This window comes from Methylobacter luteus IMV-B-3098 (assembly GCF_000427625.1).
Lineage (GTDB): Bacteria > Pseudomonadota > Gammaproteobacteria > Methylococcales > Methylomonadaceae > Methylobacter > Methylobacter luteus.
In genome coordinates this window covers 2,515,667-2,539,246 of the sequence record NZ_KE386569.1, presented here as the reverse complement: position 1 = coordinate 2,539,246, position 23,580 = coordinate 2,515,667, and the positions used below count along the sequence as shown (strand labels likewise).

The window sequence follows — 23,580 nt, the reverse complement described above, 5'->3', positions numbered from 1 at the left end:
TTAGTGGTCTTCGTGCGCCATGCTCAGGTAAACGATTGTCAATACCATGAATATGAATGCTTGAAGCGTAATAATCAGAATATGAAACACCGCCCATGGGAAACTCAACACTGGCTGAATAAACCAAGGCAACAATGCAATCAAAATAAAAATCAATTCACCGGCATATAAGTTACCGAACAAACGAAGTGCCAGAGAGATGGGTTTTGCTATTTCTTCGACTACTTTCAATAGCAGGTTAAACGGCAGCATCCATGGCCCAAAAGGTTGAAACATCAATTCCTTGGCAAAGCCCCACGGGCCTTTTATTTTGATACTGTAGAAAATAATTAAACAGAAAACTGATATTGACATGGCAAATGTCGCATTCAGATCCGTACTAGGAACAACACGCAGATATTCAATGCCCATCAATGAACCGATCAACGGCAGAATATCAACCGGGAATAAATCCATGAAGTTCCATAGAAATACCCAGCAAAATATCGTTAATGCCAGTGGCGCGATCAATTTGCTATGCCCGTGAAAGCTATCTTTAACCTGGCTGTCTACAAATTCAATCAGCAGTTCTGCAAAATTTTGCATCAGGCCTGGCACGCCGGCTGTCGCTTTTTCGGCGGCCATCTTGAAAAACCAGACGAACAAACCACCCAATACTGCAGAGAAAAATAAGGTATCAAGATGCAATGTCCAAAAACCCTCGCCTACTTTTAGCGGAGTCAAATGGTGAATAATATATCCGGTTGCACCTTCAGCGGCATGAGCTTCGGTAGCCATCGTTCCTCTCTAAATTAAAAAAATGATTGTTCAGCGCATGATGAGCGCAAACCAAAAAGCTGATAAAGCTGATACATAGCCAGCTAGCAGCGGTAATATTTCTATGTTTGGGATTTGAAAAATCATGATGAACAGCGCAGCTGTTAACAATAACTTTCCCGATTCTCCAGCATAAAAAGACCTTACGATCTTTTTAGGCTCCTGCCCTGCGGCTCTTCGAATCCGCAATGCAAAATAAAGGTTAGGAATAAAAGCTGCCACTCCGCCCAAGGCAGGCGATAAGGCTTTTTGCCATCCCCCAAAAATTGCAAACCCGGCTGTTATTATTATTATTATCAGTATTTGATAACTTAAGATTTTACCGACAGTCTCTTCATTTGTAGCTGTCATGCTTAAGCTCCAGATACAATAGCGGCATGATTATAGCTATCGACCCTCATTAAAGCAAGGAAGATTGAAATACCCACCAAAAATAATGGTTATCTATTTTTCGCATTTTTACTTGTCGAGTTATCTGATCTGCTCGAGAATCCCATCAAGCTCTTCAAGGCTGGAATAAGTAATGACCAGTTTACCGGTGCCGTTTTCTTTATGATTAATCAATACTTTCGCACCCAGTTTCGCCGTCAGGTCTTCCTGTAAGCGCAGTGTATCTTTATCGATAACTTTGACTTTCTGTATTTTCGGTTCAGCTTGAGCGTCTTTAACCAGTCGCTCCGTCGCTCTCACAGTCAGGCCTTCATTGACAATTTTATGGGCCGCAGCGACTTGCTTGATACCATCCAATGACAACAGCGCTCTTGCATGACCCATTTCCAGTTGTCCATTGATTAATAGCTTTTTTACTTCGGGATGCAGTTCCATCAATCTCAACAGATTGGTGATAGTAGTCCGCGACTTGCCGACCGCATCGGCAATTTGCTGATGCGTCATGGCAAATTCATCCAGCAGTCTTTTTAAAGCGTCCGCCTCTTCCAGAGGATTCAGGTCTTCTCTTTGAATATTTTCAATCAGCGCAATCGCCATGGCGGCACGATCATCTATTTCCTTGACAACCACAGGCACCTGCTGCAAGCCTGCCAGCTGCGCAGCACGCCAGCGACGCTCGCCGGCAATGATTTCGTATTTTTCCAGCGCAATTTTTCGCACAACAACAGGCTGTATTATGCCTTGCGCCTTGATAGAATCGGCCAATTCCTGTAGCTTTTCAGGATTGATATCTTTTCTCGGTTGATATTTGCCCCGCTGCATATATTCTATCGGCAGTGTCTGAATCTGATGTTTTTCCTCTTTAGCGGAAACATCGCCTAATAAGGCATCAAGCCCCCGACCTAATCCACGTTTTTTTAAAGTCATGCCTTCTTCTTTTCTAATTTTTGGTCGCTGGCTCAATGCCTGGCCCAGCCACTCGCAATATTTGATCTTTAAACCAGCTGACTGAAACAATCTTGGCCAGATGCTCTTTTTATCCTTGCTCAGTCTATTTCGAAACGACGGACCATTAATTCAAACTCATCTAGCAAGCTTATTAAAGACTCAGCCTCTTCCAAAAGATGACTACTTTCCCGTTGAATATTTTTAATCAATGCTGCTGCCATGACCGCCTGACCGTCCATTTCTTCAATAGTTACCGGCATCTGCTGTTTTTCAGCGGCAATGGATGTTTGTTTTGCTCTTGGCAACCGCTCCTTGCGTTGCTCTACCTCCTGCATCCTTGTAGTCGTCGGCAACTGCTCCCTGCGTTGCTCTATCGCCTGCGTTCTTGCAGTCGTCGACAACTGCGTATTGAGCCGTTCCACCTCCTGCATCCTTGTGACAGCATCAGCTACATCCTCACGATCGTCTTTAGCAGGAACATCAACCAGCAAGGCTTCCAACCCTCTACCTAGTCCACGTTTTTTTGAAGTCATGATTTATTTTTTTCTTTTTTAATCATTTCGCTTGCCAATGCCATATAGGCCTTGGCGCCCCGTGATGTCTTATCATAAGTTAAGACCGGCACGCCGTGGCTCGGCGCTTCGGCCAAGCGAATATTCCTTGGTATACAGGTCCTGAATACCTGATCGCCAAAATATCGGATCAGTTGCTCTGAAACATCCTTAGTCAGGCGGTTTCTATCATCAAACATCGTGCGCACTATGCCTTCCAGATGCAATTCCGGATTAACGGTTTCCTGAATGTTTTTCAACGTGCTCATCAATGCAGACAAGCCTTCCAGAGCATAATATTCGCACTGCATCGGAATCAACAGACTGTTTGCTGCGACCATTGCATTTAACGTCAGCATATTCAACGACGGCGGACAATCGACCAAAATATAATCGTATTGCCCTTTAATTTGCATTAACGCATCGGCAAGACGCAATTCCTTGCGTTCCGCCTTCATCAACTGCACTTCGGCGGCAGTCAGGTCGGCATTTCCGGGAATAATCGAAAAACCGATAGACGGCATCTCAATAATCGTTTCCGCTACCGGCACGTCTTCCATCAATAAATCGTAGCTGGAATAATTAACTTCCTGCTTGTCAACGCCGCAGCCCATGGCTGCATTACCCTGGGGATCAAGATCAACCAATAACACGCGCCGCTTATAGGCTGCTAATGACGCAGCCAGATTGACGCTACTGGTTGTTTTACCCACGCCGCCTTTTTGATTGGTTACGGCTATTATTTTTGCCACTACTTCTTTACCTCAGTCTATTCAAGAGATTCTATTCGAACCAGACATCTTTCGGCTTCTATTCCCGGAACTTGTATAGGTATCACCGTTATTTTTTGCGGCATGTGCTCCAGTTCAGCATCCGGGCTTTGGCCTTTCATTGCCAGCACGATACCGCCCTTGCCGAGCAAATGTTCCGTTAGTTCGACAATGGTTGGCAAGCTGGCAAACGCTCGTGTGATCACGGTATTGAATGCGTTATCGGGATAATACTGTTCCACGCGGCTGTGACAGACGGTTACGTTTTTTAGCTTTAATTCCAAAATCGCCTGCTGCACGAACCTGGTTTTTTTTGCATTGCTGTCAAGCAAGACAAACTCGGTTTCAGGCAGGCAGATTGCCAGCGGGATACCTGGCAGTCCCGCCCCGGTTCCTATGTCGATAACGCGTCGACCTTTAATAAAGCCAAGAACAGCCAGGCTGTCAAGCAAATGCAGCCGAACCATCTCTTCCCTGTCACGAATCGCGGTCAGATTATAGGCTTTATTCCATTTTTCAATCAGTTTTATAAAGCCAATCAGACGCTCGACCTGGTCTTCATCAACAGACAGACGCAGGGACTCCACCCCGGCAATCAGGATTTTACGGCAGGCATCCATCAGGCGCTTTTCTTCTTCAGATAAACCAGCAGCAGCGAGATGGCAGCCGGCGTGATACCGGGAATGCGCGATGCCTGACCTAAGGTCTCGGGCCGCTGAGTCTTGAGTTTTTCACTAACTTCATTGGAAAGGCCCGGCACGCCTTTATAGTCGATCGTCTCGGGAAGCCGCAGGTGATCATAGCGTAGCGCTTTGTCTATCTCCGTTTGCTGCCTGTCTATATAACCCGCATATTTGGCCTGGATTTCTACCTGTTCGGTAACCTGTTCCGGAATGGGCTCATCAGTGCCTAAAAAGGACAACAGCCGGTTGATGTCGACTTCCGGCCGACGCAATAAGTCCATCAAATTGCTTTCGCGCCCTAAAAGTTTGCCCCAGTATTCGGCAACCTGATCAGCTTCCTCTGTTTCAACCCTGACCCATTTCTTTTTCAGATCGCCCTGCAACCTGGCAATGGCTTCACGCTTGCTCTCGAAAGCCAGCCAGCGTTCATCATCGACCAGACCCAATTCGCGACCTTTTTCAGTCAAGCGCAGATCGGCATTGTCTTCCCGTAACAATAACCGGTATTCGGCCCGACTGGTGAACATGCGGTACGGCTCTTGCGTGCCGCGCGTAATCAAGTCGTCGATCATAACGCCGATATAAGCCTCATCGCGGCCAGGGCACCAGCTTTCCAGCCCCTGCACCAGACGCGCCGCATTCAGGCCGGCAATCAGACCTTGCGCGGCCGCTTCTTCGTAACCGGTCGTGCCGTTGATCTGCCCCGCGAAGAACAATGCCTGCATATGCTTGGTTTCCAGTGAGAATTTCAGATCCCTGGGATCAAAAAAGTCATATTCGATAGCATAGCCGGGACGCACGATTTCGGCATTCTCAAAGCCCAGCATCGAACGCACGAATTCATACTGGACATCGAAAGGCAGACTGGTGGAGATGCCGTTCGGATAGATTTCATGCGTGTCCAACCCTTCAGGCTCGACGAAAATCTGATGCGAATCCCTATCGGCAAAACGCACAATTTTATCTTCAATGGACGGACAATAACGCGGACCGATGCCCTCTATGATGCCCGAATACAGCGGCGATCTATCCAGACCGGAGCGGATGATATCGTGAGTTTTACCGTTAGTACGTGTTATGTGACATGGTATTTGCCGCGGATGCTGTTCGCGCTTGCCGAGAAAGGAAAAAACCGGCACCGGGTCGTCGCCGTGCTGCACGTCCAGTTTACTGAAATCAATCGTGCGGCCATCGATACGCGGCGGCGTGCCGGTTTTCAAGCGATCGATACGGAAAGGCAGTTCGCGCAAGCGCTCGGCCAAAGCAATCGAGGCCGCATCGCCGGCACGGCCGCCGCTATAATTTTCCAGGCCGATATGGATTTTACCGCCCAGGAAAGTGCCGGTCGTTAATACCACGGCTCTGGCTATAAAGCTCAAACCCATTTGGGTTTTAACGCCGACCACTCTGTCAGCTTCAACCATCAGGTCCGATACGGTTTGCTGAAATATGGACAGGTTGGGCTGATTTTCAAGCGCACTTCTAACCGCCTGCTTATACAATTTACGATCAGCCTGAGCGCGTGTGGCTCTAACCGCCGGGCCTTTACTGGCGTTCAGGGTGCGAAACTGAATGCCGCCGTGATCAATGGCGCGCGCCATAATCCCGCCTAACGCGTCCACTTCTTTAACCAGATGACCTTTACCAATGCCGCCGATGGCAGGGTTGCAGCTCATTTGCCCCAGGGTGTCGATATTTTGCGTCAACAACAGTGTTTTTGCGCCACATCGGGCCGCCGCCAACGCAGCTTCTGTACCCGCATGACCACCGCCGACAACAATGACATCAAAATCTTTTTTAAATTTCACAAGCGTTAAGTACTCTAAAAAATGCTATATTAATGCGTTGTATAGTGTTATACAAACTCTGCTCTATTATAAGGGGAAAATCATGAAAAATCGTAAAAATCAGCGCGAACTTGTAACGGTCCCGTTGCAGAATCCTGTCGCGAAGTACGCTCATCAGTTTAACAAAGCGCAAACCTTTCGTGATAAAAGCAAATACAGCCGTAAAGCAAAGCATGCAAGACAGGAGGTTTTTCCGATACCACTGCTCGGTGGTATCGGAAAAACCTCCTGTTTCAATTCATCAGCCGCATCTAACGTCTTCTAGATTGATCCGCTTTCTGACTGGCGCATTTGATACACATATTCGAATAAGGCAGAGCCTTCAGCCGCTCCTTGTTGATCGGTTCCCCGCAGACAACGCATGTACCGTATTCACCACTGTCTATTCTGGCAATGGCCTGCTTTACCTTTTCTATTTCCGCCCGGGTCGCGTTGCCCAGATAATCCAACACTTCATCATTTTCCTTCTGTGTCACCTGTTCGGCAAAATCCTTTTCCAAAGGTTCATCCGTATGTTTGACATGGTCGGTAATTTTAGCCAGACGCTCATCCAGATCTTCCAGCATTTCTATCAGACTGCTGCGTATTTCTTCATATTCTTTCATATAAATCCTTGCTTCTTAGCCTTGAATCCTGCTTAAATCAGAAGCTTGCTCTATACTGCAAAACAGGCTTTACCGTACTTGAGTTATATAAGACCTCATTCAACCTAGCATGCTATCACCCCTTATGCAAAATGCAATTAATCAGCTACTGGACTCGGCCAATCAGATTATTCTCGGCAAACAGCATCAAATTCGTCTTGCATTGTGTTGTCTGCTATCACGCGGCCATTTGTTGATAGAAGACATGCCCGGCGTCGGCAAGACCACGCTGGCGCATACACTGGCGACACTGCTCGGGTTGAACTATCAACGCATACAATTTACCAGTGATATATTACCGGCCGATATTCTCGGCAGCTCAGTCTTTGATACCCAAAACCACGCGTTTAAGTTTCATGCCGGCCCGATTTTTAATCGGATGATACTGGCCGATGAAATTAATCGCTCCACGCCAAAAGCGCAAAGCGCGCTGTTGGAGGCGATGGAGGAGCGCCAGGTTACGATTGAAGGCAAGACCTATGAATTACCGCAACCTTTCTTCGTTATTGCCACACAAAACCCGTCGCATCAAATAGGCACCTTTCCGCTGCCTGAATCGCAATTGGACCGATTTCTGATGCGACTAGAGCTCGGCTATCCCGATCCTGATGCCGAAAGGGCCTTACTGACCGGTCAAAGCCGGCATAGCCTGATTGAATCGCTCGAGGTTCGATTGCCTCCCGAACAACTGCTGCGAATGCAACAGGCTGTCACACAAGTTTATGCATCTCCTGCCTTGCTGGATTATTTACAGGCCATCATCGCCTACACGCGCGAATCACCGGATTATCACTGCGGGCTATCCCCTCGTGCCGGGCTAGCGCTGCTTACCGCAGCTAAAGCCTGGGCTTTTATGGACAGCCGTGATGCGGTTATTCCGGAAGATATCCAAGCCGTGCTGGCCGCCGTAGCCGGACATCGTTTGAGATCCGGCCATAGCCATTCGGAAGCCATCGTCGCGCCTTTATTAGAAAAAGTGGCAATCCATTGAGTTCAATAACATTGAATGAACGCTGGCGCCGCAGCCGGTTTATCGCCGGTGAAAAAGCCACTGATAAACCTGTGGTGCTGAGTCACCGGCGCATCTTTATTCTACCAACAAAGCGCGGTCTGGGTTTTCTCGTACTGAATTTGTTGTTATTGCTTGTCGCCTTTATCTATAACAACAACCTGGCCTATTTGCTGACTTTTTTACTGTCCAGTGTCTTTTTTATCGCTATCTTGCACAGCTTTAATTCACTGTCCGGCCTGACTCTTTATAAAGGCCACGGCAAATCCGTGTTTGCGGAGGAAGCGGCAGGGTTTGAAATTCACATCAATAACCCGACCCCGATCGAGCGCTATAATCTACAACTGACGCTGCAAAAAACCGAAAACCTGACGCTGGCGGCAGACAGCAGGCGCTTGATTACTCTATATTCAACGACACAAAAAAGAGGCTGGCATGAAGCCGGCACCGTCACGATCTCAAGCACCTATCCTCTGGGCTTGTTTCGTGCATGGTCTCCGGTTCAGTTAAATCTCAAGGTGTTGGTTTATCCAAAGCCCGCCAGCGCCGATGCCCCCTTGCCGGAATCATCATCAGTACAATCCGGGCAAGGATACAACAAAAAAGGGATGGACGATTTTTACGGCATACACGAATATCAGGCCGGCGACCCGATCAAACAGATACACTGGAAAGCTTTCGCCAAAGGACAAGGCCTGTTCAGCAAGCAATACGGCGGAGAAGAACCGACCGAAATCTGGCTCGATTATGATGCAACTGCGGGCCATCATGTCGAAGAGCGCTTAAGCCAGTTATGCCGCTGGATAATCGATGCCGACAAAGCCGGCATCGATTATGGCTTATCGCTGCCCGGTCATAAGGTGGCACCCGGCCACGGTCCCACTCAAGCTCAAAAATGCCTGGAAGCATTGGCCCTGTTTTGAACATCATGCGCGGCGAATTTAACAGATTTAATAAAAACGTCCTGATCTTTTTACTGTCGTCCATAGGACTGATCGTTTTTCCGCATGTTTATCATCTGCCGGCTGCTGTTCTGGGTTTTTTCTTCCTGCTTTTGGGCTGGCGCTTTATCGGCATCTGGAAGCCAGACTGGCTGCCCGCTAGCTGGTTTGTTCTGTTACTGACGGTCCTCGGTGTAGGGCTGCTGTACAGCCAGCATCAAAGCCTGTTCGGGCGTGATCCGGGAACCAGCCTGTTCGTTATCGGTTTGGCGCTCAAATTACTGGAGATCAAGACGGAACGCGATATCTATTTGATCACTTACCTGGCATTCATTGTCGCCGCCTCGCAGTTCTTATATGAACAAAACATCCTCGTGGGCGTTTACATCCTTGCCGTCTGCTGCACACTGTTTGCGACGCTGGTCTGTATTAACAGTCTGCAGCCGCGGACACTGCCGGCATTAAAAACGGCGGCCGTTATCATTGCTCAAGCCATGCCCATTGCTGGCGTGCTATTCATTCTGTTCCCCCGCGTTGAAGCGCCGCGTTTAATGCTGCTTAGCGAAAATCATCAGGCCAAAACAGGCTTGAGCGACAGTATGGAACCGGGTTCCATCAGCAACCTCGGCTTATCGGACGAACTGGTTTTCCGGGTTAAATTCAAAGGCGCCATCCCGCCGTCAGATCAACGTTACTGGCGCGGGCCGGTCTTGACGCATACGGATGGCCGACTCTGGACGCAGTCAGTACACAAGGATTTTAATAGATTTCTCGATACGCCTAAATTTACCGGCGCACCCTATCGGTACACCTTGTTAATGGAGCCGCAAGATAACCCTTGGGTTTTTGCACTGGATATGCCGGCCGAATACCAGCCGCCATTAAGACTGAACGCTAACAATCAGCTCATCAGCACGGAATTGCCTGGTAAACGCGCCGAATATAAAGTGACGTCGTATCCGCGATACAACACCGGCTATATCACGAAAACTGAATATCAGGACGCAACGCAGCTGCCAGGCAAACCGTCCGATAAAATCAGCCAGTTGGTCCGGCAACTGCACGGCTTTGACAGCCCGCCCGAAACCTATATTCAGCAGTTGCTGACGCATTTCAGAAACGAGAACTTTTATTACACGTTAACGCCGCCGTTAATGGAGGAAAATCCGATTGAAACGTTTTTATTTGAAACGCGCTACGGATTTTGCAGCCATTATGCAGCGGCATTCGTCTATTTAATGCGTGTCGCCGACATTCCATCGCGCATTGTGTCCGGTTATCAAGGCGGCGAACTGAACAAGATCGGCAATTTTCTGGAAATAAGACAAGCCCACGCCCATGCCTGGGCCGAAGTCTGGCTGCAGGACAAAGGCTGGGTTCGGGTTGATCCGACGGCAGCCGTTGCGCCGGAAAGAATCGAGCAGGATGTCAATGTCGATCAGCAAATCGCCAGCGGCATCGTCACATTCGTCAGCCCCACCCCCCAAACCCTGGTCGCCTTCGATTGGCTGAAACAGACCCGCCAGCTTTGGAACAGTGCCGATTACAACTGGCAGCGCTGGGTTATCAACTATAATAGCATGAGTCAATTGCAGCTTTTGTCTTCATGGGGCATACAAAACATCAAGACCATGCTTTACAGCATGATCGGCCTGATCGGCTTGATAATAGCGGTACTGAGCTGGTTTCTGTTATATCGGAAACAAAAATCGACCGACCGGACTTTGCGCCTCTATAACCGTTTCTGCAAAAAGCTTGCTCGCAAAGGAGTCGTAAGAAGCGAAAGCGAAGGCGCAAAGGATTTTGCCGAACGCGTGAAAGTAAGGCTGCCCGAACAGTCAGCGCAGATTGATCAGATCACGGATGTGTTCATCAGGCTGCGCTACGGCCAGAGTTCAGGCCAGAAAGACCTGAAACAGCTGCATAAACTGGTCACGCGGTTTAAAACCGAAGATTAGCTTCGTGACCGGGCTTTAAGAGCTATTCGACTTTTTCGACATCGAAGACAATACCGCGAATAGCCGTGATTCTTACCTTGGTATGGATATCGCAGTCTTCCCCATGCACCTTCCAGATCGAGTCATCGACTTTTATCTTGCCCTGCCCATTCACAATCGGCTCATACAGGCTGAATACCCTGCCGATATACTGAGCGCCTCTCCTGTTCAACAAGGGCTGATCCGATACTATAGGGTGTTTTTTTGCATAATATTGCCCGGCGACGATGGCCAATACCGACAATACCGAGAATACACCCAGCTGAATGTCCAGGCTGATGGACGGCATCAACAACAGCAGACAGCCCGTTATAAATCCCGCAGCCGCCATCCATAGGAAAAAAAAGCCGGGCGCCAATACTTCTATGATCAGCAACATCAGCGCCGCTATCCACCAATACCAAAAAACAATTTCCAGTTCCGCCATGCTGCAACCTCTAGGCCGGAGGATTGGCTTTCGCCATCGCTTCTTTCGCCAGCTCCGAAATGCCGCCGATAGCACCGATCACGCTCGATGACTCCAGCGGCATGAAAATCAGTTTGCTGTTATCGGCCGCGGCGATACGCTGTAAGGATTCGATGTATTTTTGCGCGATGAAATAATTAACAGCCTGGATATCGCCCTTGCTGATCGCTTCCGACACCATCAAGGTCGCTTTCGCTTCCGCCTGAGCCAGACGCTCCCTGGCCTCGGCATCGCGGTACGAGGCTTCCTTGCGGCCTTCGGCTTCCAGAATGGCGGCCTGCTTCTCGCCTTCGGCTCGCAGAATTTCTGATTGCCGCGCGCCTTCCGCCTCAAGGATGGATGCGCGTTTCAAGCGCTCGGCTTTCATCTGCCGGCCCATCGCCTCAACCAGATCCTTGGGCGGCGCGATATCCTTGATTTCAATGCGCGTGACCTTGATGCCCCAAGGGGTCGTGGCATCGTCAACCACGGCCAATAATCGCGCATTGATATCATCGCGACGCGACAGCAATTCATCCAGGTCCATCGATCCCATGACCGTACGGATATTGGTCATAACCAGATTCAAGACAGCCCAGTCCAGCTTGCTGACTTCATAAGCGGCTTTCGCGGCATCCATGACCTGAAAAAAAACCACGCCGTCGACCGTGACCATGGCGTTATCCTTGGTGATGACTTCCTGCGAAGGCACGTCCATGACCTGTTCCATCATGATCATCTTATTGCCGATACGATCTATGACCGGCATGATGATATTCAACCCCGGCGTCAGCGTGCTGGTGTATCTGCCGAAGCGCTCGACCGTATATTCCATGCCCTGAGGCACGGATTTAACGCTCATGAACACCAGCACCACGGCAAAAACCAGTAACGCTAGAAAAAAACCACTCATACACCCCCCTTATTTTTATTTGCGAAAAACCTTTCCCGGCGCTCTATTTGACATCTCTGTGTCATTTCATGAACACTTGACCACCTTGATGGCATGGTCTGATACCGGATTTTGAAATACGGCATCTTTTTGAATGAGACCACAGTAAATTTTCGGAATCAAATCAATGAAACCTTTAAAATAGCCCGCTGTGGTGAAATAACCGCTTGATTAATAATAATGCAACTTCATCCAAATGTAAGTTAATGGGTAAATACCAATGATGATATACGCCGCTTTTAACATCGGAATCCTGACTGTACTCTTTTTCGTTGTCGGCATGATTAAGCCGCAATGGCCTTTATTCTTTATGAAGAAACCGGATCGTTTCTGGATTCTCATAATCTCGACCATTTTATTTATGGTAGCCATGACTCTTTATGGCGAAGGCAACCGACGGGCACAATTGGAACAGCCTTCTAAGCACTCCCTGTCTCAAGACGCCGCGCCGGTTCCAGTACCCGAACCAGCACCCGCCAAACCGGCCAAATAAAACTAAAATAAATCCAGCCAGTTTTTAAGAACACAGAGTTTTACTCTGTGTTCTTTGTAAACAAACACATTCTCTTAAGACAGCTCAACGTCTGGACAGCCTAAACGCCGGCAATAAATCCTGCCGCCTCTATTCCGGCAATCGCACAACGCTCATCCTGATCTGAAACGTCGCCGCTGATGCCGACGGCGCCTATCAGGTTATTGCCCTCATCGCGGATCAGAACGCCGCCCGGAACCGGCATTATTTTGCCATCGGTCATGCCGACCAGAGCACTCATAAACTCCGGCCGCTGTTCCGCCACAGCTTCCAGGCTTCGCGATGAAATACCCATATTGACCGCACCCCAGGCTTTTGCCGTTGCAATCTGCTGCCTGATCACGGTAGCACCGTCTTCTCTTTGCATGGCCTTTAAATGGCCGGCTTTATCCAAAACGACCACGGTCAGCGGCGCAAGCTTCAATTGCCGGGCCTTACGAGTAGCTCCTTGTATGATTTGGTTGGCTTTTTCCAGCGTCAGTTTCATGGGCGAATCTCTCATTGAATACCTGTTATAGTGATACGTAACCACCTTGCCGTCGGCTCGGCTCTACATGAGCCATTGGCAAGCCGGATAATCAGTAATATAGCGCGATTATTTCGTCTCAGCCAATGATTGGGATCAGCGTTGCCCGGGGCTTGATAAGGGCATCGCTATTAATATTGGTAAAGACAGCGACTTGCGCTTTATCCTGGGCTACTTCAATAACGGCTGCAAGTTTACCCAGACTTTGTCCGCAATCATCGGCTGCGCCTTGGCGTTGGGATGCAAGCCATCCGGCTGCATCAGTTCCTTTACCAGCGCAACGTCCTCGAGAATGAAAGGCATATACGGTACGCCCAACTCCTTCAACAATTGCGGGTAGACATCATAAAACATTTCCGTATAGCGCTTGCCGTAATTCGGCGGGATTCTCATGCTCAATAGCAGGACTTTTGCACCGGCTTTTTGGGCGCGCCGCGTAATTTCGGCCAGATTATCTTTCACCAGCCTGGGCAGCAGGCCGCGCAAGCCGTCATTGGCGCCCAGCTCCACGAGCACAACATCGGGTTTATGCGTGTCCAGGAGTTTGTCAATGCGCGCCAGACCACCGGCCGTCGTATCGCCGCTGATACTGGCGTTAATGATCACATAATGGCTGTTTGCCTGAGCCAGTTTTTCCTGCAACAAAGCCACCCAGCCTTGTTTGACTTCAATTCCGTAGCCGGCACTGATACTATCTCCGAGTACGACAATCGATTTGGCCATGGCCGTTATGGGCATTAGCGAAACTATCAAGGCAAATAAAAACCTAATCATCATGTATCCTCAAGCTGACAAAACATCCACGCATCTTATAGTAACGAAAAAGCTCGGTAAATCGGTTCCGACTTCCGGCGGCACGCTACAGATCCTGTCCTCGATCGATTTGACCATCAACGCCGGCGAAAGCATCGCCATTATCGGCGAATCCGGTTCAGGCAAATCCACATTGATCAGCCTGCTGGCCGGATTGGATACACCCAGCGAAGGCTCTATTACACTGAACGGCAAGATCATCACAATCATGAACGAAGACGGCAGGGCGGCCATACGCAACGAGTTGATCGGCTTTGTCTTCCAGTCGTTTCAATTGCTGCCCGGCTTGACCGCGCTCGAAAACGTCATGCTGCCGCTGGAACTCAGCGGCGACAAAAACGCCAAAGTCTCGGCTACGGCCTTGCTGGGCAGAGTCGGCCTGTCGCATCGGTTGTCGCACACGCCCAAGCAACTGTCGGGCGGCGAGCAGCAGCGCGTGGCCCTGGCCCGGGCGTTCGTGACCGAGCCGGCCATTCTGTTCGCCGACGAGCCGACCGGCAATCTGGACAGCAAAACCGGTGAGCACATCATTGATTTGCTGTTCGAGCTGAACCAGGAAAACCGGACCACGTTGATCCTGGTCACGCATGACCCGGCACTGGCTGTGCGCTGCCAGCGCAGCATCAAACTGGAAGCGGGACGTATCGTATGACCCGGTTTAATTTGGCACTGCGATTGTTATGGCGGGACAGCCGGTCTGGCGAACTGACCATACTGGTGCTGGCCCTGATCATTGCGGTCACGAGTTCAACAGCCATTTCGCTGTTCGCCGACCGCCTGCAACGCACCATGACCACGCAAGCGGCCGAGTTTCTGGCGGCCGATCTGGTCATTTCAAGCACGGCCCCGATTCCTGAACTCTGGCTCGCCAAGGCCAGCCAGCTCAAACTGGACCAGGCTCAAACGGTCGAGTTCTCGAGCGTATTGATGGAAAAAGACGAACTGCTGCTGGCCGGCATCAAGTCCGTCAGCGCCTTGTACCCGCTGCGCGGCTATCTGAAGACCACGACCTCGGATTATTCGGCCGAAACGAGCGTCGATAAAGGCCCGGAGCCCGGCACGGCCTGGGTGGACAAACGCATTCTGTCTGCGCTCAAACTGAACCTGGGCGATGCCCTGACCGTCGGCGAGAAAAAACTGACCGTCAGCCGCATCATTACCTATGAGCCCGACAAGCGCGGCGATTTTTACAGCTTCTCGCCGCGCGTCATGATCAATCAGCAGGACCTCGAAGCCACCGGAGTCATACAGCCCGGCAGTCATGTGCATTATTTCTTTCAGTTCAGCGGCGACAGCAAGTCCCTATCCGCATTTAACCGCTGGGTCAAACCGCAGCTGAATCCGTCGCAACGGCTGATGGACATTCATGAAGACCGTCCGGAGCTGGGCTCGGCATTGAGCCGCGCCGAACGTTATCTGGGCCTGTCGAGCATCGTCGTGATTCTGATCGCGGGCGTCGCCATCGCCATGGCGACGCGCCGTTATACGGAACGGCACTTCAATACGACGGCCATACTGCGCTGCCTGGGCTGCAAACAGCGCGAAATCCTCTGGCTGTATAGTTGCCAGTTTGTCGTCCTGGGCCTATTGGCCAGCGCCGCCGGCTGTCTATTGGGCTGGTTTGCCCAGGAAGCACTGTTCCATCTGTTAAGAAACCTGCTGCCTGCGCAAGTCGCCAATCCCGGCCTGCTGGCGATTTTTTTCGGCTTCATTACCGGCATGGTCATTTTGCTGGGCTTCGCGCTGCCGCCCATCCTGCGTCTGAAACAAGTTTCGGCGCTGCGCGTGCTGCGCCGCGATCTGGAGCCTTTGCCGAGCAGCGCATGGCTGATCTACGGGCTGGCCATCGGCCTGGTGTCGGTGTTGATCTGGCGCTATACCGACGACATCAAAATGACCGCGACGATTATCGGCGTCGGCTTGCTGGCGCTACTGCTCTTGGGACTTATGGTTTATGGCGTGCTGACAGTGTCCCGCCGGTTGCTGCCGCATATGAGTCTGATCTGGCGCTTCGGCCTGCAGGGCCTGTTCAGGAACAGCCGGGCCAGCGTCAGCCAGATACTGGCTTTCAGCATGACGCTGGTGGCCATGGTGCTCAGTTTCACCGTGCGCACCGACTTGCTCGACAACTGGCACAAGCAACTGCCCGAACACGCGCCCAATCATTTCGCGCTGAACATTTTTCCGGACCAGCAACAGGCGTTTCAGCAAGAGCTCGATCAGTGGCAAGTCACCGGCAGCCGTTTTTATCCTGTCGTCAGGGGGCGTCTGGTCGAGATCAACCATACGCCGGTCCAGCAAGTCGTCAGCAAGGATACGCAGGGCGAAAACGCCACGCACAGGGAATTAAGCCTGACCTGGTCGAAAGAGCTGCCCGAGGACAATAAGATCACGGCCGGCCGCTGGTGGCAATCGGATAAAACCGGGCTGGTTTCCGTCGAGCAAAAGCTGGCCAAGAGCCTGAAAATCAAGTTGGGAGACCAGCTGACCTTTACTGTCGGCAGCGAGCAGTTTGAGGCGACCGTATCCAGCCTGCGCGATCTGCAGTGGGACACGATGAAACCCAACTTTTACATGATTTTCTCGCCCGGCACGTTGGAAAGCTATCCGAGCACTTTCATCACCAGTTTTTACCTGCCTGAAGCCCAAAAAAACTTTTTAAACGATCTGGTCAAAAAATTTCCCAGCACCACCCTGCTGGAAGTCGATTTGATTCTGCAGCAGTTCAAAACCATTCTGACCCAGCTGACGGCGGCCATCAATTACCTGCTGTACTTCGCCTTGCTGGCCGGTTTCACGGTTCTGTTCGCGGCCGTTTATACGACGCTGGATGACCGGGTTTACGACGGCGCTTTAATGCGCACGCTGGGCGCAAACCGTGCATTCCTGAGAAAAACCCACCTGATTGAATTTACCTTGCTGGGTTTGATATCCGGCTTGCTCGCCGTGTTGATTTCGGAAATTATCCTCTATACTTTATATACACAGGTCATGCATATGGAATATGTGCCCAATATCTACTTGTGGGTTATTATGCCGTTGATAGGCGCGCTATTCGTGGGCTTGGCCGGATACTGGGGCGTGCGGGATGTGGTTAATAAATCACCGCTTCTGGTTTTAAGGGAACTCTAATAACTTTAGTTTAAATTACGGCGCCTGCATTCATGCGCTATTCAGAAATAATTAACTAAACTTCAAGCGAACAATCACTCAATACAAGGTACTACAATGAAAAAATTAAATACCGTCGGCATCGTTTTCATGGCCAGCACGCTCATTACTGCTTGCGCCGGTCAAGGCGGCATGATGAACAGCCTCGGCGGTGGATGGACACCGACTGTCGACACGTATAATGATCCTAACGCTTACCGGCTCAATCAAGACATGGCGGAATGTGGTCAAATCGCGGACCAAAGCGCCGGCGGCACATTGACTGAAGGTGCTAAAGGGGCCGCAGTAGGTGGCCTGATCGGCGGCGCCGGCGGCGCGGCTTTAGGCGCGATCACGGGCGATCCCGGCAAAGGCGCGGCTATCGGCGCGGCGGCGCTGGGCCTCAGCGGCGGCGCATATCAAGGCTACCAAGCAAGAGAAGCTTACAAAAGAGCCTATTCCAGCTGTCTGAGACAACGTGGACACCGCGTCATCAACTAATCCCATTTCCGCCATCAATCAGATACACAGGGATGTGTGTTCTGTCGCTATCCTACCGATCCTTTGAAAATCGCAGCAGAAACGGCGACAAGTACTGTTCGCTGGTCCGCGTATAAACACCTGTCGATTCATAGATAGTCAGCCTCTCCTTCACAAAATCAGCGTCCATCCGGCTGAAAATCAGCGCGGCAACTTTGGCCCCGTTATGTGCATAGCCATGGTAATCAGTCTGCCTGACCAGATAGAAACCAGATGCCAGTGCGATAGCGGCAAGCTTTGCTACGGCATGAACGGGCATCAGCAGACACAACAAACCCTGCGGCGAAACCAGACGATCAGCAATCTCGATCAAATCGGCATAGCAAAGCCGGTCGTTGTGCCGGGCGATGTTTCTGAACGGATCGCCCGACCTGAAATGATTTTCGAAAAACGGCGGATTGCTGATAACCAGATCGTATGATTGTCCAGCCTTCAGGTGAAAGCTTTGAATATCCTGATGCACCGCCTCGAGGCGATCTGCCCACGGGCTTGCTCCAAAATTGATGCCGCATTCCCGATAAGCCTCTTCAGCCAGTTCCACGGCCGTCACGCTTGCGGCGCCCAGTTGCGCGGCCATCAGTGACAGCAGCCCCGTGCCCGCGCCGATATCGAGTACCCGATCGCCTTCGTTAACAGGCGCCATGGCGCCGAATAAAACGCTGTCGGTGCAGACTTTCATGGCCGATTGCTGTTGCTGAACCGAGAACTGCTGGAAGTTAAAAACCGACATGCCTAATTACTCATCGTCTTGAATAACCGTTATTAAGCCGATACATAAAACCACGAAGGGCACTAAGAACACGAAGATTGTATTGTTTTTGGCTCATAATGGATTCCAGGGAGTTAGCTGATAATCAGCTCCAACAGAGAACTTAATAACGCTTTACCGCGTTTTCTGGCGTTATGGACAAACTCGAAAAAGCCTAAATAAATGGGCAGATGCGCTTGAGAAATCCCGCGATGCGGGCGTAACCAGGAACGCAGCAGCGACCAAAACCCTTCCATTGTGTTCACATGCACTTCATAAAACCCATCACCGTCCTCATCGCGCGCATATTCCCCGGCACCATGGCAAACGCTTTTTCGCGCGTATCCCCATGACTCCAGGCGGTCATAAATCGCATATTCATCGGTGTAAATGAGCGTACCCGGCGCTATGGTGCTTTGAATCACAGGCTGGATGGTCGTTTGCTGAACATTGTCCAGCATCTGAATGACCACTGGTCCGCCGCGTTGAATCATGCCCAATATCGGCGGCTTTTCCTTGGCCAGCGTACCGCGTCCACGCGCACCTTTTAAGCGGTTACGCCGACCTTTTCGGCCTTTTTTTTACGGCTTCCGGTTGGCCTTTATGCCCGGCTACCACATAAACTTCGTCGCATTCGACTTCGCCTTCCAGCACCACCACTGGTCTTTTGCTGACGATCCCTGACCGCAACTGCTGGGTCATTGGCTGAACGTCCGTTTCATTTAAATCCAGCTCACGGGCAATCTGCGCGTTCGATAAGTTCAAGCCCATAAAATACAAGCACAGCACCCAGATCTTCAAGGGTTGATGGTGACCCGCGAAAATCGTACCGGTTAAATCGTCGAATTTGCGCTGACAGGCCTTGCAGCTGTAACGCTGCCTTTCAGACTGGGTATCATCCTTGCCCTGCTTGATTATGGCTTCTGAGCCGCAATGGGGACAAGAGACTTTATCCGGCCAGCGCAGGACGCGAATCGTTTCAAAGCATTTGGCATTGTCTAATAGTTGAGGTAAGGTAATCATCCGTCCTATCTGGGGATACTGAACCTCAAATTCAAGCTTTCAGCAATGGTTGGGTATCTCCCTGGAATCCAATAAGAGCCTTGTTTTTTTGTCTTCGTGAACTTCGTGTTCTTCGTGGTAAATAATTCATAGCATCCTGGAAATTACTTCTCCGGCTCAAAATCACGGCCTCTTCTTGCTTAGCAGTAGGGTATGCGTACCCTACAAAGCTATTTCTCCGGCTCAACCACTTCCTCTTCCTGCCTGGCCGGTTTTTTCTTCCAGAGACCGCCGCGCGAGTAACATCCCCAGCCCCATTTGAGCCAGTTCAGCAGCGACACGGCCAACCATAACGACCAGGCGAGCATGAGCAACCGGTATACGATCAGCGGCACCGAAACCAGCGTCGCGGTCGGCAGGGTCGACGGGCTTCTATCCTGGTACCAGTTCAGATTGAAAGCCGAGGACTGATTGCCGGTAATCTGCATATCGGGCGATCCCAGCAGACCCTGTTCGACGGCCGCGAACAGCAGGCCCAGCGATACCAGTGTCATTAAGCCGATAGCAACCTGCAGTATATTGAAATAATCGGCTTGAGCGATCGGTCTGCTTGACCGCCAGCCCAGGATGATTAACCAGGCAACCACGACCACGGCTGATACAATCGGTATCTGGCTGAGCCCGACCAGCAATAAAAACCAGTGCCAGCTTCTTAACGGCGTCAAGCGGATTTTGCCCAGGCCCAGCGATATAATCACGATCACGATCAGAACGCCCCAGAACAAAACGGCCGGCCCGAATTTGGGCCCCATGGTAAACAACACCCAGCGGTCCTGGCCCAGGCCCATATTCAGGCTGGCATTGACACTGTCCTGGCCCAGATCCACTTGTGGCGTAGTAATGACGGTCGCCATTTCGAGCGCCTGCTGCCAGTTCAGCGTGATATCCTGCCTGCCGGGATGAATCGGCACGGTCAACGTGCGGCCTTTTTGCCGCAGGGGCTGAATCGCGCCGTCGATAATGACCGATTGCAACACGGCATTTTCGGGCAGGGTCAGCGTATGCTGCGCGCCTTGGGAACTGCGCAAACTGATTTTCAGTTCGGCTTCCTGAAGGCGCTTGCTGGGTTTAATGCTGAGCCGGCTGTTATCAATCGTCAGGGTTTGGCCTTCCACTGGCTGCGGCCGCGTGATTTTCAGTGTTACCTTCTCGCCAGGCCACGGACGCCATATTGGCGACCAGCCTCCATCATGGTTTTGATGGATCATGGCAATGCCCGAGGCTTCGATATGCCAGATCGGGCTGACATCGGCTGTCCAGATTTCCTGCCAGCGGTCCGTTGGCGCTGCCGTCAAATCGATTTGTGCGGATTTTTTCAGTACCGATTGCCATTCCATGAAGGTCTGCTGCGGCGGCATATTGACCTCGACCTTGCCGTCCTTAACGCGCACGCCCGCCGTCGTGACCGATTCGCCCGGCAGCAGCGGCACGGCGATGACCACGGCCGAATCGGCCGGTGAAATCCGATTGATCTGTGTGATGACGCGCCAGTCCAAACCCAACTGCAAGGTGCGCTTGATGCTGACAAACGGCGGCAGAACGCCGGGTTCCAGCGTAGTCTTGCTGGCTGCCTGCGCCTGGCTGATGCGGGTGAATTGCAGCTGATCGTCGACACGGCCGTCTTCCTGCGTGCCGCTGACCTGCCAGCCGGCCGCTTCGATAGTGACGTGATGAGGCTTCAGAGGCAGCGGCAGCGTGAACCGGTTCAGCACCGGCTCAGCGCTCAGCACCACCTGATGCTCGCCTTCACTCAGATTGATCCATAAACCGTTGCCGCTGCGGTAAAGCCCCTGGGCGGCTTCGCCGTCAACCGAGACCTGGCTTGGAAACCATTGCTCGTATTCGGCAGGCAACGGCACGGCCACGGATTGCCGGACATGAATTTTTAACGTCAGCGTCAAGGCCTTGTCCGTGATGGCCAGGTGCATCTGCGGAATCTGCGCGCAGCCCGGCAAACAATCGGGCGCTTCCAGCAATCTGCCCCGCAGTTCATCGAGCATGGCCTGATCGGGGAAATCGGCATAGGCCGGTTGTGGCGACAGCATCGGCAGCAGTAAAAATCCCAGCAGCATCGGCGTCGCCGTTTTCAGGTTGAATTTGAATTTTTCGGCGACACCGAACATCAGCAGGGCCAAAACGGTGATCAACGCTACACGCAGAAAATTGAGCAGCATGGTCATGACCGGGGACAGATACCATAAATGCAGTTCCTGCCCACTATCCACGGCGCCATTCCAGGACAGATGAATCTTGGTCCACTGCCATTGCGGCAGGCCCGGACCGGTCTGGATTTTGGCGTTGGGATCGATGCGCTCGAAGCTGACCGCCTCGTCTTTATCAACGGCGGCACCCGATGCGGTCTGCTCCGGCATCGATTTCCTCATCATCTGTTCCTGCATGATCATCGCTTCCGGCTGCGGGGCCATCGCGGCCGTGGCCGGATATTCCTGGGGCATGATCGTTTGCCAGGGCCTTTCCAGTTGCGGATAAAGCCCCGTGCGTACCTGATCAACCATGAAAGGGATCGCGATCACGATCAAAGCCAGCCAGGCAGCGGCGCGGTACCAGTTCATAAAGTTAAGGAACTTACCCGGCGGCAGGACCTTGATCAGCGCCGTCGCAGCCAGAATATTAAGCCAGACGAAATGGGGCGCGCCGGGCTCATGCCAGATGAGCGCCAGCGTCAGCAGGGCAAACAGTCCCCAGATCGGATTCCACAGGCGCCCTGTCGCCAGCGCCGCGATCAGCACCAGGAACAAATCCAGCAATGTCCAGCGCGCCATCCAGCTGTCCGGCACATTGTCGACGCCGCCGGCCGCCAGCAGGCGCCAGCCCGGCGGCAGGTTCAGTTCGGCGCTGACGTTATGAAAGTCCTGCGCCCAGCCGACCGCACTGAAAGTGCTAATGCCGCCTGAGATGCGGCTGTCGGCTTCCAGTGTCAGGCGCCCCCGTCTGACTTCCACGCCTTGCCTGTCGCCATCGCGGGTGATGAGCTGGCTTTGGCCGTCCAGCATGACCTGGCCCAGCTGCGTCCGAGGCAAGGCATTGAGCCGCCAGCCGCGGGTCATGCGGCCGGTGATCAGATCATTGACCGTATAGCCTGCGCCGTCAAAATCCAGCCACAGCTTCCGCGTCAAGTTGAGCTGGTTCGGCTCGGGTTCCGGATCGCCCCGGCGTATCAGCTTGAAATGCATGGCTTGTCCCTGATTGATGCGATAAGCGGGCAGGCTTCTCCAATCCTCGGGCAGATTGGTCTGGCTCGGGTCGACCGCGCTTAAGTTTTCAATTTCAACCACGCGCAGTTGCGGAACCGCATTGAAAACCCAAACTTCCTCTTTCGGCCAGTCTTTCTGTGCCGTTAACGGTATCGCGTTCAGCTCGCCCGTGCTTCTTGCCAGCAGTTCGATCTGCCAGCGGCCGGGCCTCACCTGGACCAGTAATTGCCCGTCAGGCTCCAGACGGGCCGGCAGCTGGCTTTGCAACTGTAGCGGGATAAAGCCTTCCAGCAGCGGCAGCGCCAGTTTGATTTCGCGTTGCGTGCCGGAGACTTCCAGATCCATGCGCGTCAGAATCCGTAACGGCACGTCATCAATGATTTTACGGAACACCTGCAGATCGAGGCTGTTCTGCTGGTCTTCGGGCTTTTTCCGGCCACTGTCGCTGTCCTTCAGCCACAGCTGTCCGTTTTTAACGATGGGCGTCTGTATGGCGTTGCCGTTGATATGCAGGCTGATCAGCCCGGTGTCTTCGGGGATCGTCAGATTGTCCGGCAGCGACTCCCATAGAAACTGACCCTTGATCTCGTAAGCGCCGGTTTCCAGTTTGATCGACGGCCTGCCGTCTTTGTCCATAATCAGCGCAGGCTTGTTATTAGCCGTTACGTTAAGCGGCCAATAGTCATGATTGCCCGGCAGGCTGATCCAGCTTTCCTGATAGACTTTCCAGCTGATCGTGAAAACGCCTTTTTCCGGCATGATGTCGAGGCTTAGCTGAGTCGGCCAGCTGCAGCGCTTTTGCTCGTAGCTGTTGTAAAGGAAAGGACAGGTACGGTCCCGATCATGCTGCAGCACCCAGTTGACCCAGGGTTTGAGAGGCTCCGGCACCTGTTCCGGCGTTAACGGCTTTGCCGGCGCGGTCGGGGAAAAAAACAACATAATTAGTAACAGCCAGATGATACGACTCATGATGCGCTCCCGGGTTAATCCATTTATTTTTT

The 23,580-nt window shown here is 51.9% G+C and carries 24 protein-coding genes; 8 read left to right on the top strand and 16 right to left on the bottom strand.

Annotation, left to right across the window (positions count from 1 at the left end; all coding sequences use genetic code 11):
* The 7 genes from atpB to mnmG form a co-directional block, all read right to left on the bottom strand.
* A complete protein-coding gene (gene atpB, locus METLU_RS0113710) occupies positions 1-777 on the bottom strand; it encodes a F0F1 ATP synthase subunit A (protein ID WP_027158715.1) in 777 nt (258 codons plus the stop codon).
* 30 nt (positions 778-807) lie between these two features.
* Positions 808-1,167, bottom strand: coding sequence for an ATP synthase subunit I (locus METLU_RS0113705; RefSeq protein WP_027158714.1), 360 nt, complete (start codon positions 1,165-1,167; stop codon positions 808-810).
* Between the two features lie 120 nt (positions 1,168-1,287).
* On the bottom strand, positions 1,288-2,133 hold the full coding sequence (locus tag METLU_RS0113700; RefSeq protein ID WP_027158713.1) for a ParB/RepB/Spo0J family partition protein: 846 nt from the start codon (positions 2,131-2,133) through the stop codon (positions 1,288-1,290).
* A gap of 119 nt (positions 2,134-2,252) precedes the next feature.
* Entirely contained in the window at positions 2,253-2,687 is a 435-nt protein-coding gene (locus tag METLU_RS0113695; RefSeq protein WP_027158712.1) for a hypothetical protein, read from the bottom strand.
* A complete protein-coding gene (locus tag METLU_RS0113690) occupies positions 2,684-3,457 on the bottom strand; it encodes a ParA family protein (protein ID WP_027158711.1) in 774 nt (257 codons plus the stop codon). Before METLU_RS0113690 ends, METLU_RS0113695 begins: the two co-directional genes overlap by 4 nt.
* 17 nt (positions 3,458-3,474) lie before the next feature.
* Positions 3,475-4,095 carry a 16S rRNA (guanine(527)-N(7))-methyltransferase RsmG gene (rsmG, locus tag METLU_RS0113685; RefSeq protein ID WP_027158710.1) on the bottom strand — a complete coding sequence of 207 codons (621 nt, stop codon included), beginning with the start codon at positions 4,093-4,095 and terminating at the stop codon, positions 3,475-3,477.
* Complete coding sequence (gene mnmG, locus METLU_RS0113680) at positions 4,095-5,966, bottom strand: tRNA uridine-5-carboxymethylaminomethyl(34) synthesis enzyme MnmG (protein ID WP_027158709.1); 1,872 nt, start codon at positions 5,964-5,966, stop codon at positions 4,095-4,097. Before mnmG ends, rsmG begins: the two co-directional genes overlap by 1 nt.
* An 82-nt stretch (positions 5,967-6,048) precedes the next feature.
* On the opposite strand from mnmG, the gene METLU_RS27390 reads away from it, so the two are divergent.
* Entirely contained in the window at positions 6,049-6,270 is a 222-nt protein-coding gene (locus METLU_RS27390; protein ID WP_027158708.1) for a DUF7230 family protein, read from the top strand.
* On the opposite strand, the gene METLU_RS0113670 is transcribed toward METLU_RS27390, so the two are convergent.
* Positions 6,257-6,610, bottom strand: coding sequence for a TraR/DksA family transcriptional regulator (locus tag METLU_RS0113670; protein ID WP_027158707.1), 354 nt, complete (start codon positions 6,608-6,610; stop codon positions 6,257-6,259). The two genes, METLU_RS27390 and METLU_RS0113670, sit on opposite strands and share 14 nt — an antisense overlap.
* Positions 6,611-6,734: 124 nt before the next feature.
* Between METLU_RS0113670 and METLU_RS0113665 the strand changes: the two genes are divergently transcribed.
* Genes METLU_RS0113665 through METLU_RS0113655 form a run of 3 tightly spaced genes read left to right on the top strand, consistent with a single transcriptional unit; the run spans position 6,735 to position 10,557 of the window.
* A complete protein-coding gene (locus METLU_RS0113665) occupies positions 6,735-7,640 on the top strand; it encodes an AAA family ATPase (RefSeq protein ID WP_027158706.1) in 906 nt (301 codons plus the stop codon).
* Positions 7,637-8,581, top strand: a complete 945-nt coding sequence (locus tag METLU_RS0113660) for a DUF58 domain-containing protein (RefSeq protein ID WP_027158705.1) — start codon at positions 7,637-7,639, stop codon at positions 8,579-8,581. Before METLU_RS0113665 ends, METLU_RS0113660 begins: the two co-directional genes overlap by 4 nt.
* Positions 8,554-10,557, top strand: a complete 2,004-nt coding sequence (locus METLU_RS0113655; RefSeq protein ID WP_231383609.1) for a transglutaminase TgpA family protein — start codon at positions 8,554-8,556, stop codon at positions 10,555-10,557. The genes METLU_RS0113660 and METLU_RS0113655 overlap by 28 nt, the downstream gene beginning before the upstream one ends.
* A 22-nt stretch (positions 10,558-10,579) precedes the next feature.
* Here METLU_RS0113655 and METLU_RS0113650 read toward each other — a convergent pair whose 3' ends face one another.
* Both METLU_RS0113650 and METLU_RS0113645 read right to left on the bottom strand, forming a co-directional pair.
* Positions 10,580-11,023 (bottom strand): NfeD family protein, encoded by a 444-nt coding sequence (locus METLU_RS0113650; protein WP_027158703.1) that lies wholly within the window; start codon positions 11,021-11,023, stop codon positions 10,580-10,582.
* Positions 11,024-11,033: 10 nt separating this feature from the next.
* Positions 11,034-11,954: an SPFH domain-containing protein gene (locus METLU_RS0113645; RefSeq protein ID WP_027158702.1), complete on the bottom strand. Its 921-nt coding sequence runs from the start codon at positions 11,952-11,954 to the stop codon at positions 11,034-11,036.
* Positions 11,955-12,213: 259 nt separating this feature from the next.
* Between METLU_RS0113645 and METLU_RS0113640 the strand changes: the two genes are divergently transcribed.
* Positions 12,214-12,486, top strand: a complete 273-nt coding sequence (locus METLU_RS0113640) for a hypothetical protein (RefSeq protein ID WP_231383608.1) — start codon at positions 12,214-12,216, stop codon at positions 12,484-12,486.
* A 100-nt stretch (positions 12,487-12,586) separates the two neighbouring features.
* On the opposite strand, the gene METLU_RS0113635 is transcribed toward METLU_RS0113640, so the two are convergent.
* A complete protein-coding gene (locus METLU_RS0113635) occupies positions 12,587-13,027 on the bottom strand; it encodes a GlcG/HbpS family heme-binding protein (protein WP_407939093.1) in 441 nt (146 codons plus the stop codon).
* 195 nt (positions 13,028-13,222) lie between these two features.
* Entirely contained in the window at positions 13,223-13,774 is a 552-nt protein-coding gene (locus METLU_RS0113630; RefSeq protein ID WP_081679224.1) for an arylesterase, read from the bottom strand.
* Between the two features lie 52 nt (positions 13,775-13,826).
* Here METLU_RS0113630 and METLU_RS0113625 point away from each other — a divergent pair, with 52 nt between their 5' ends.
* The 3 genes from METLU_RS0113625 (at position 13,827) to METLU_RS0113615 (ending at position 17,515) form a co-directional block, all read left to right on the top strand.
* Positions 13,827-14,516, top strand: coding sequence for an ABC transporter ATP-binding protein (locus METLU_RS0113625; RefSeq protein ID WP_027158698.1), 690 nt, complete (start codon positions 13,827-13,829; stop codon positions 14,514-14,516).
* Complete coding sequence (locus METLU_RS0113620) at positions 14,513-16,996, top strand: ABC transporter permease (RefSeq protein WP_027158697.1); 2,484 nt, start codon at positions 14,513-14,515, stop codon at positions 16,994-16,996. Before METLU_RS0113625 ends, METLU_RS0113620 begins: the two co-directional genes overlap by 4 nt.
* 96 nt (positions 16,997-17,092) lie before the next feature.
* Positions 17,093-17,515, top strand: a complete 423-nt coding sequence (locus METLU_RS0113615; RefSeq protein WP_027158696.1) for a glycine zipper family protein — start codon at positions 17,093-17,095, stop codon at positions 17,513-17,515.
* Positions 17,516-17,567: 52 nt separating this feature from the next.
* Here METLU_RS0113615 and METLU_RS0113610 read toward each other — a convergent pair whose 3' ends face one another.
* The 4 genes from METLU_RS0113610 to METLU_RS0113595 all read right to left on the bottom strand — a co-directional run bounded on the left by METLU_RS0113610 (position 17,568) and on the right by METLU_RS0113595 (position 23,548).
* Positions 17,568-18,284, bottom strand: a complete 717-nt coding sequence (locus METLU_RS0113610; RefSeq protein ID WP_027158695.1) for a tRNA1(Val) (adenine(37)-N6)-methyltransferase — start codon at positions 18,282-18,284, stop codon at positions 17,568-17,570.
* A gap of 113 nt (positions 18,285-18,397) precedes the next feature.
* Positions 18,398-18,826: an IS1595 family transposase gene (locus METLU_RS28400; RefSeq protein WP_231383524.1), complete on the bottom strand. Its 429-nt coding sequence runs from the start codon at positions 18,824-18,826 to the stop codon at positions 18,398-18,400.
* Positions 18,827-18,857: 31 nt separating this feature from the next.
* Complete coding sequence (locus tag METLU_RS28395) at positions 18,858-19,325, bottom strand: IS1/IS1595 family N-terminal zinc-binding domain-containing protein (protein ID WP_231383518.1); 468 nt, start codon at positions 19,323-19,325, stop codon at positions 18,858-18,860.
* A gap of 209 nt (positions 19,326-19,534) precedes the next feature.
* On the bottom strand, positions 19,535-23,548 hold the full coding sequence (locus METLU_RS0113595) for an oligosaccharide repeat unit polymerase (protein ID WP_036243116.1): 4,014 nt from the start codon (positions 23,546-23,548) through the stop codon (positions 19,535-19,537).
* Between the last annotated feature and the right edge of the window lie 32 nt (positions 23,549-23,580).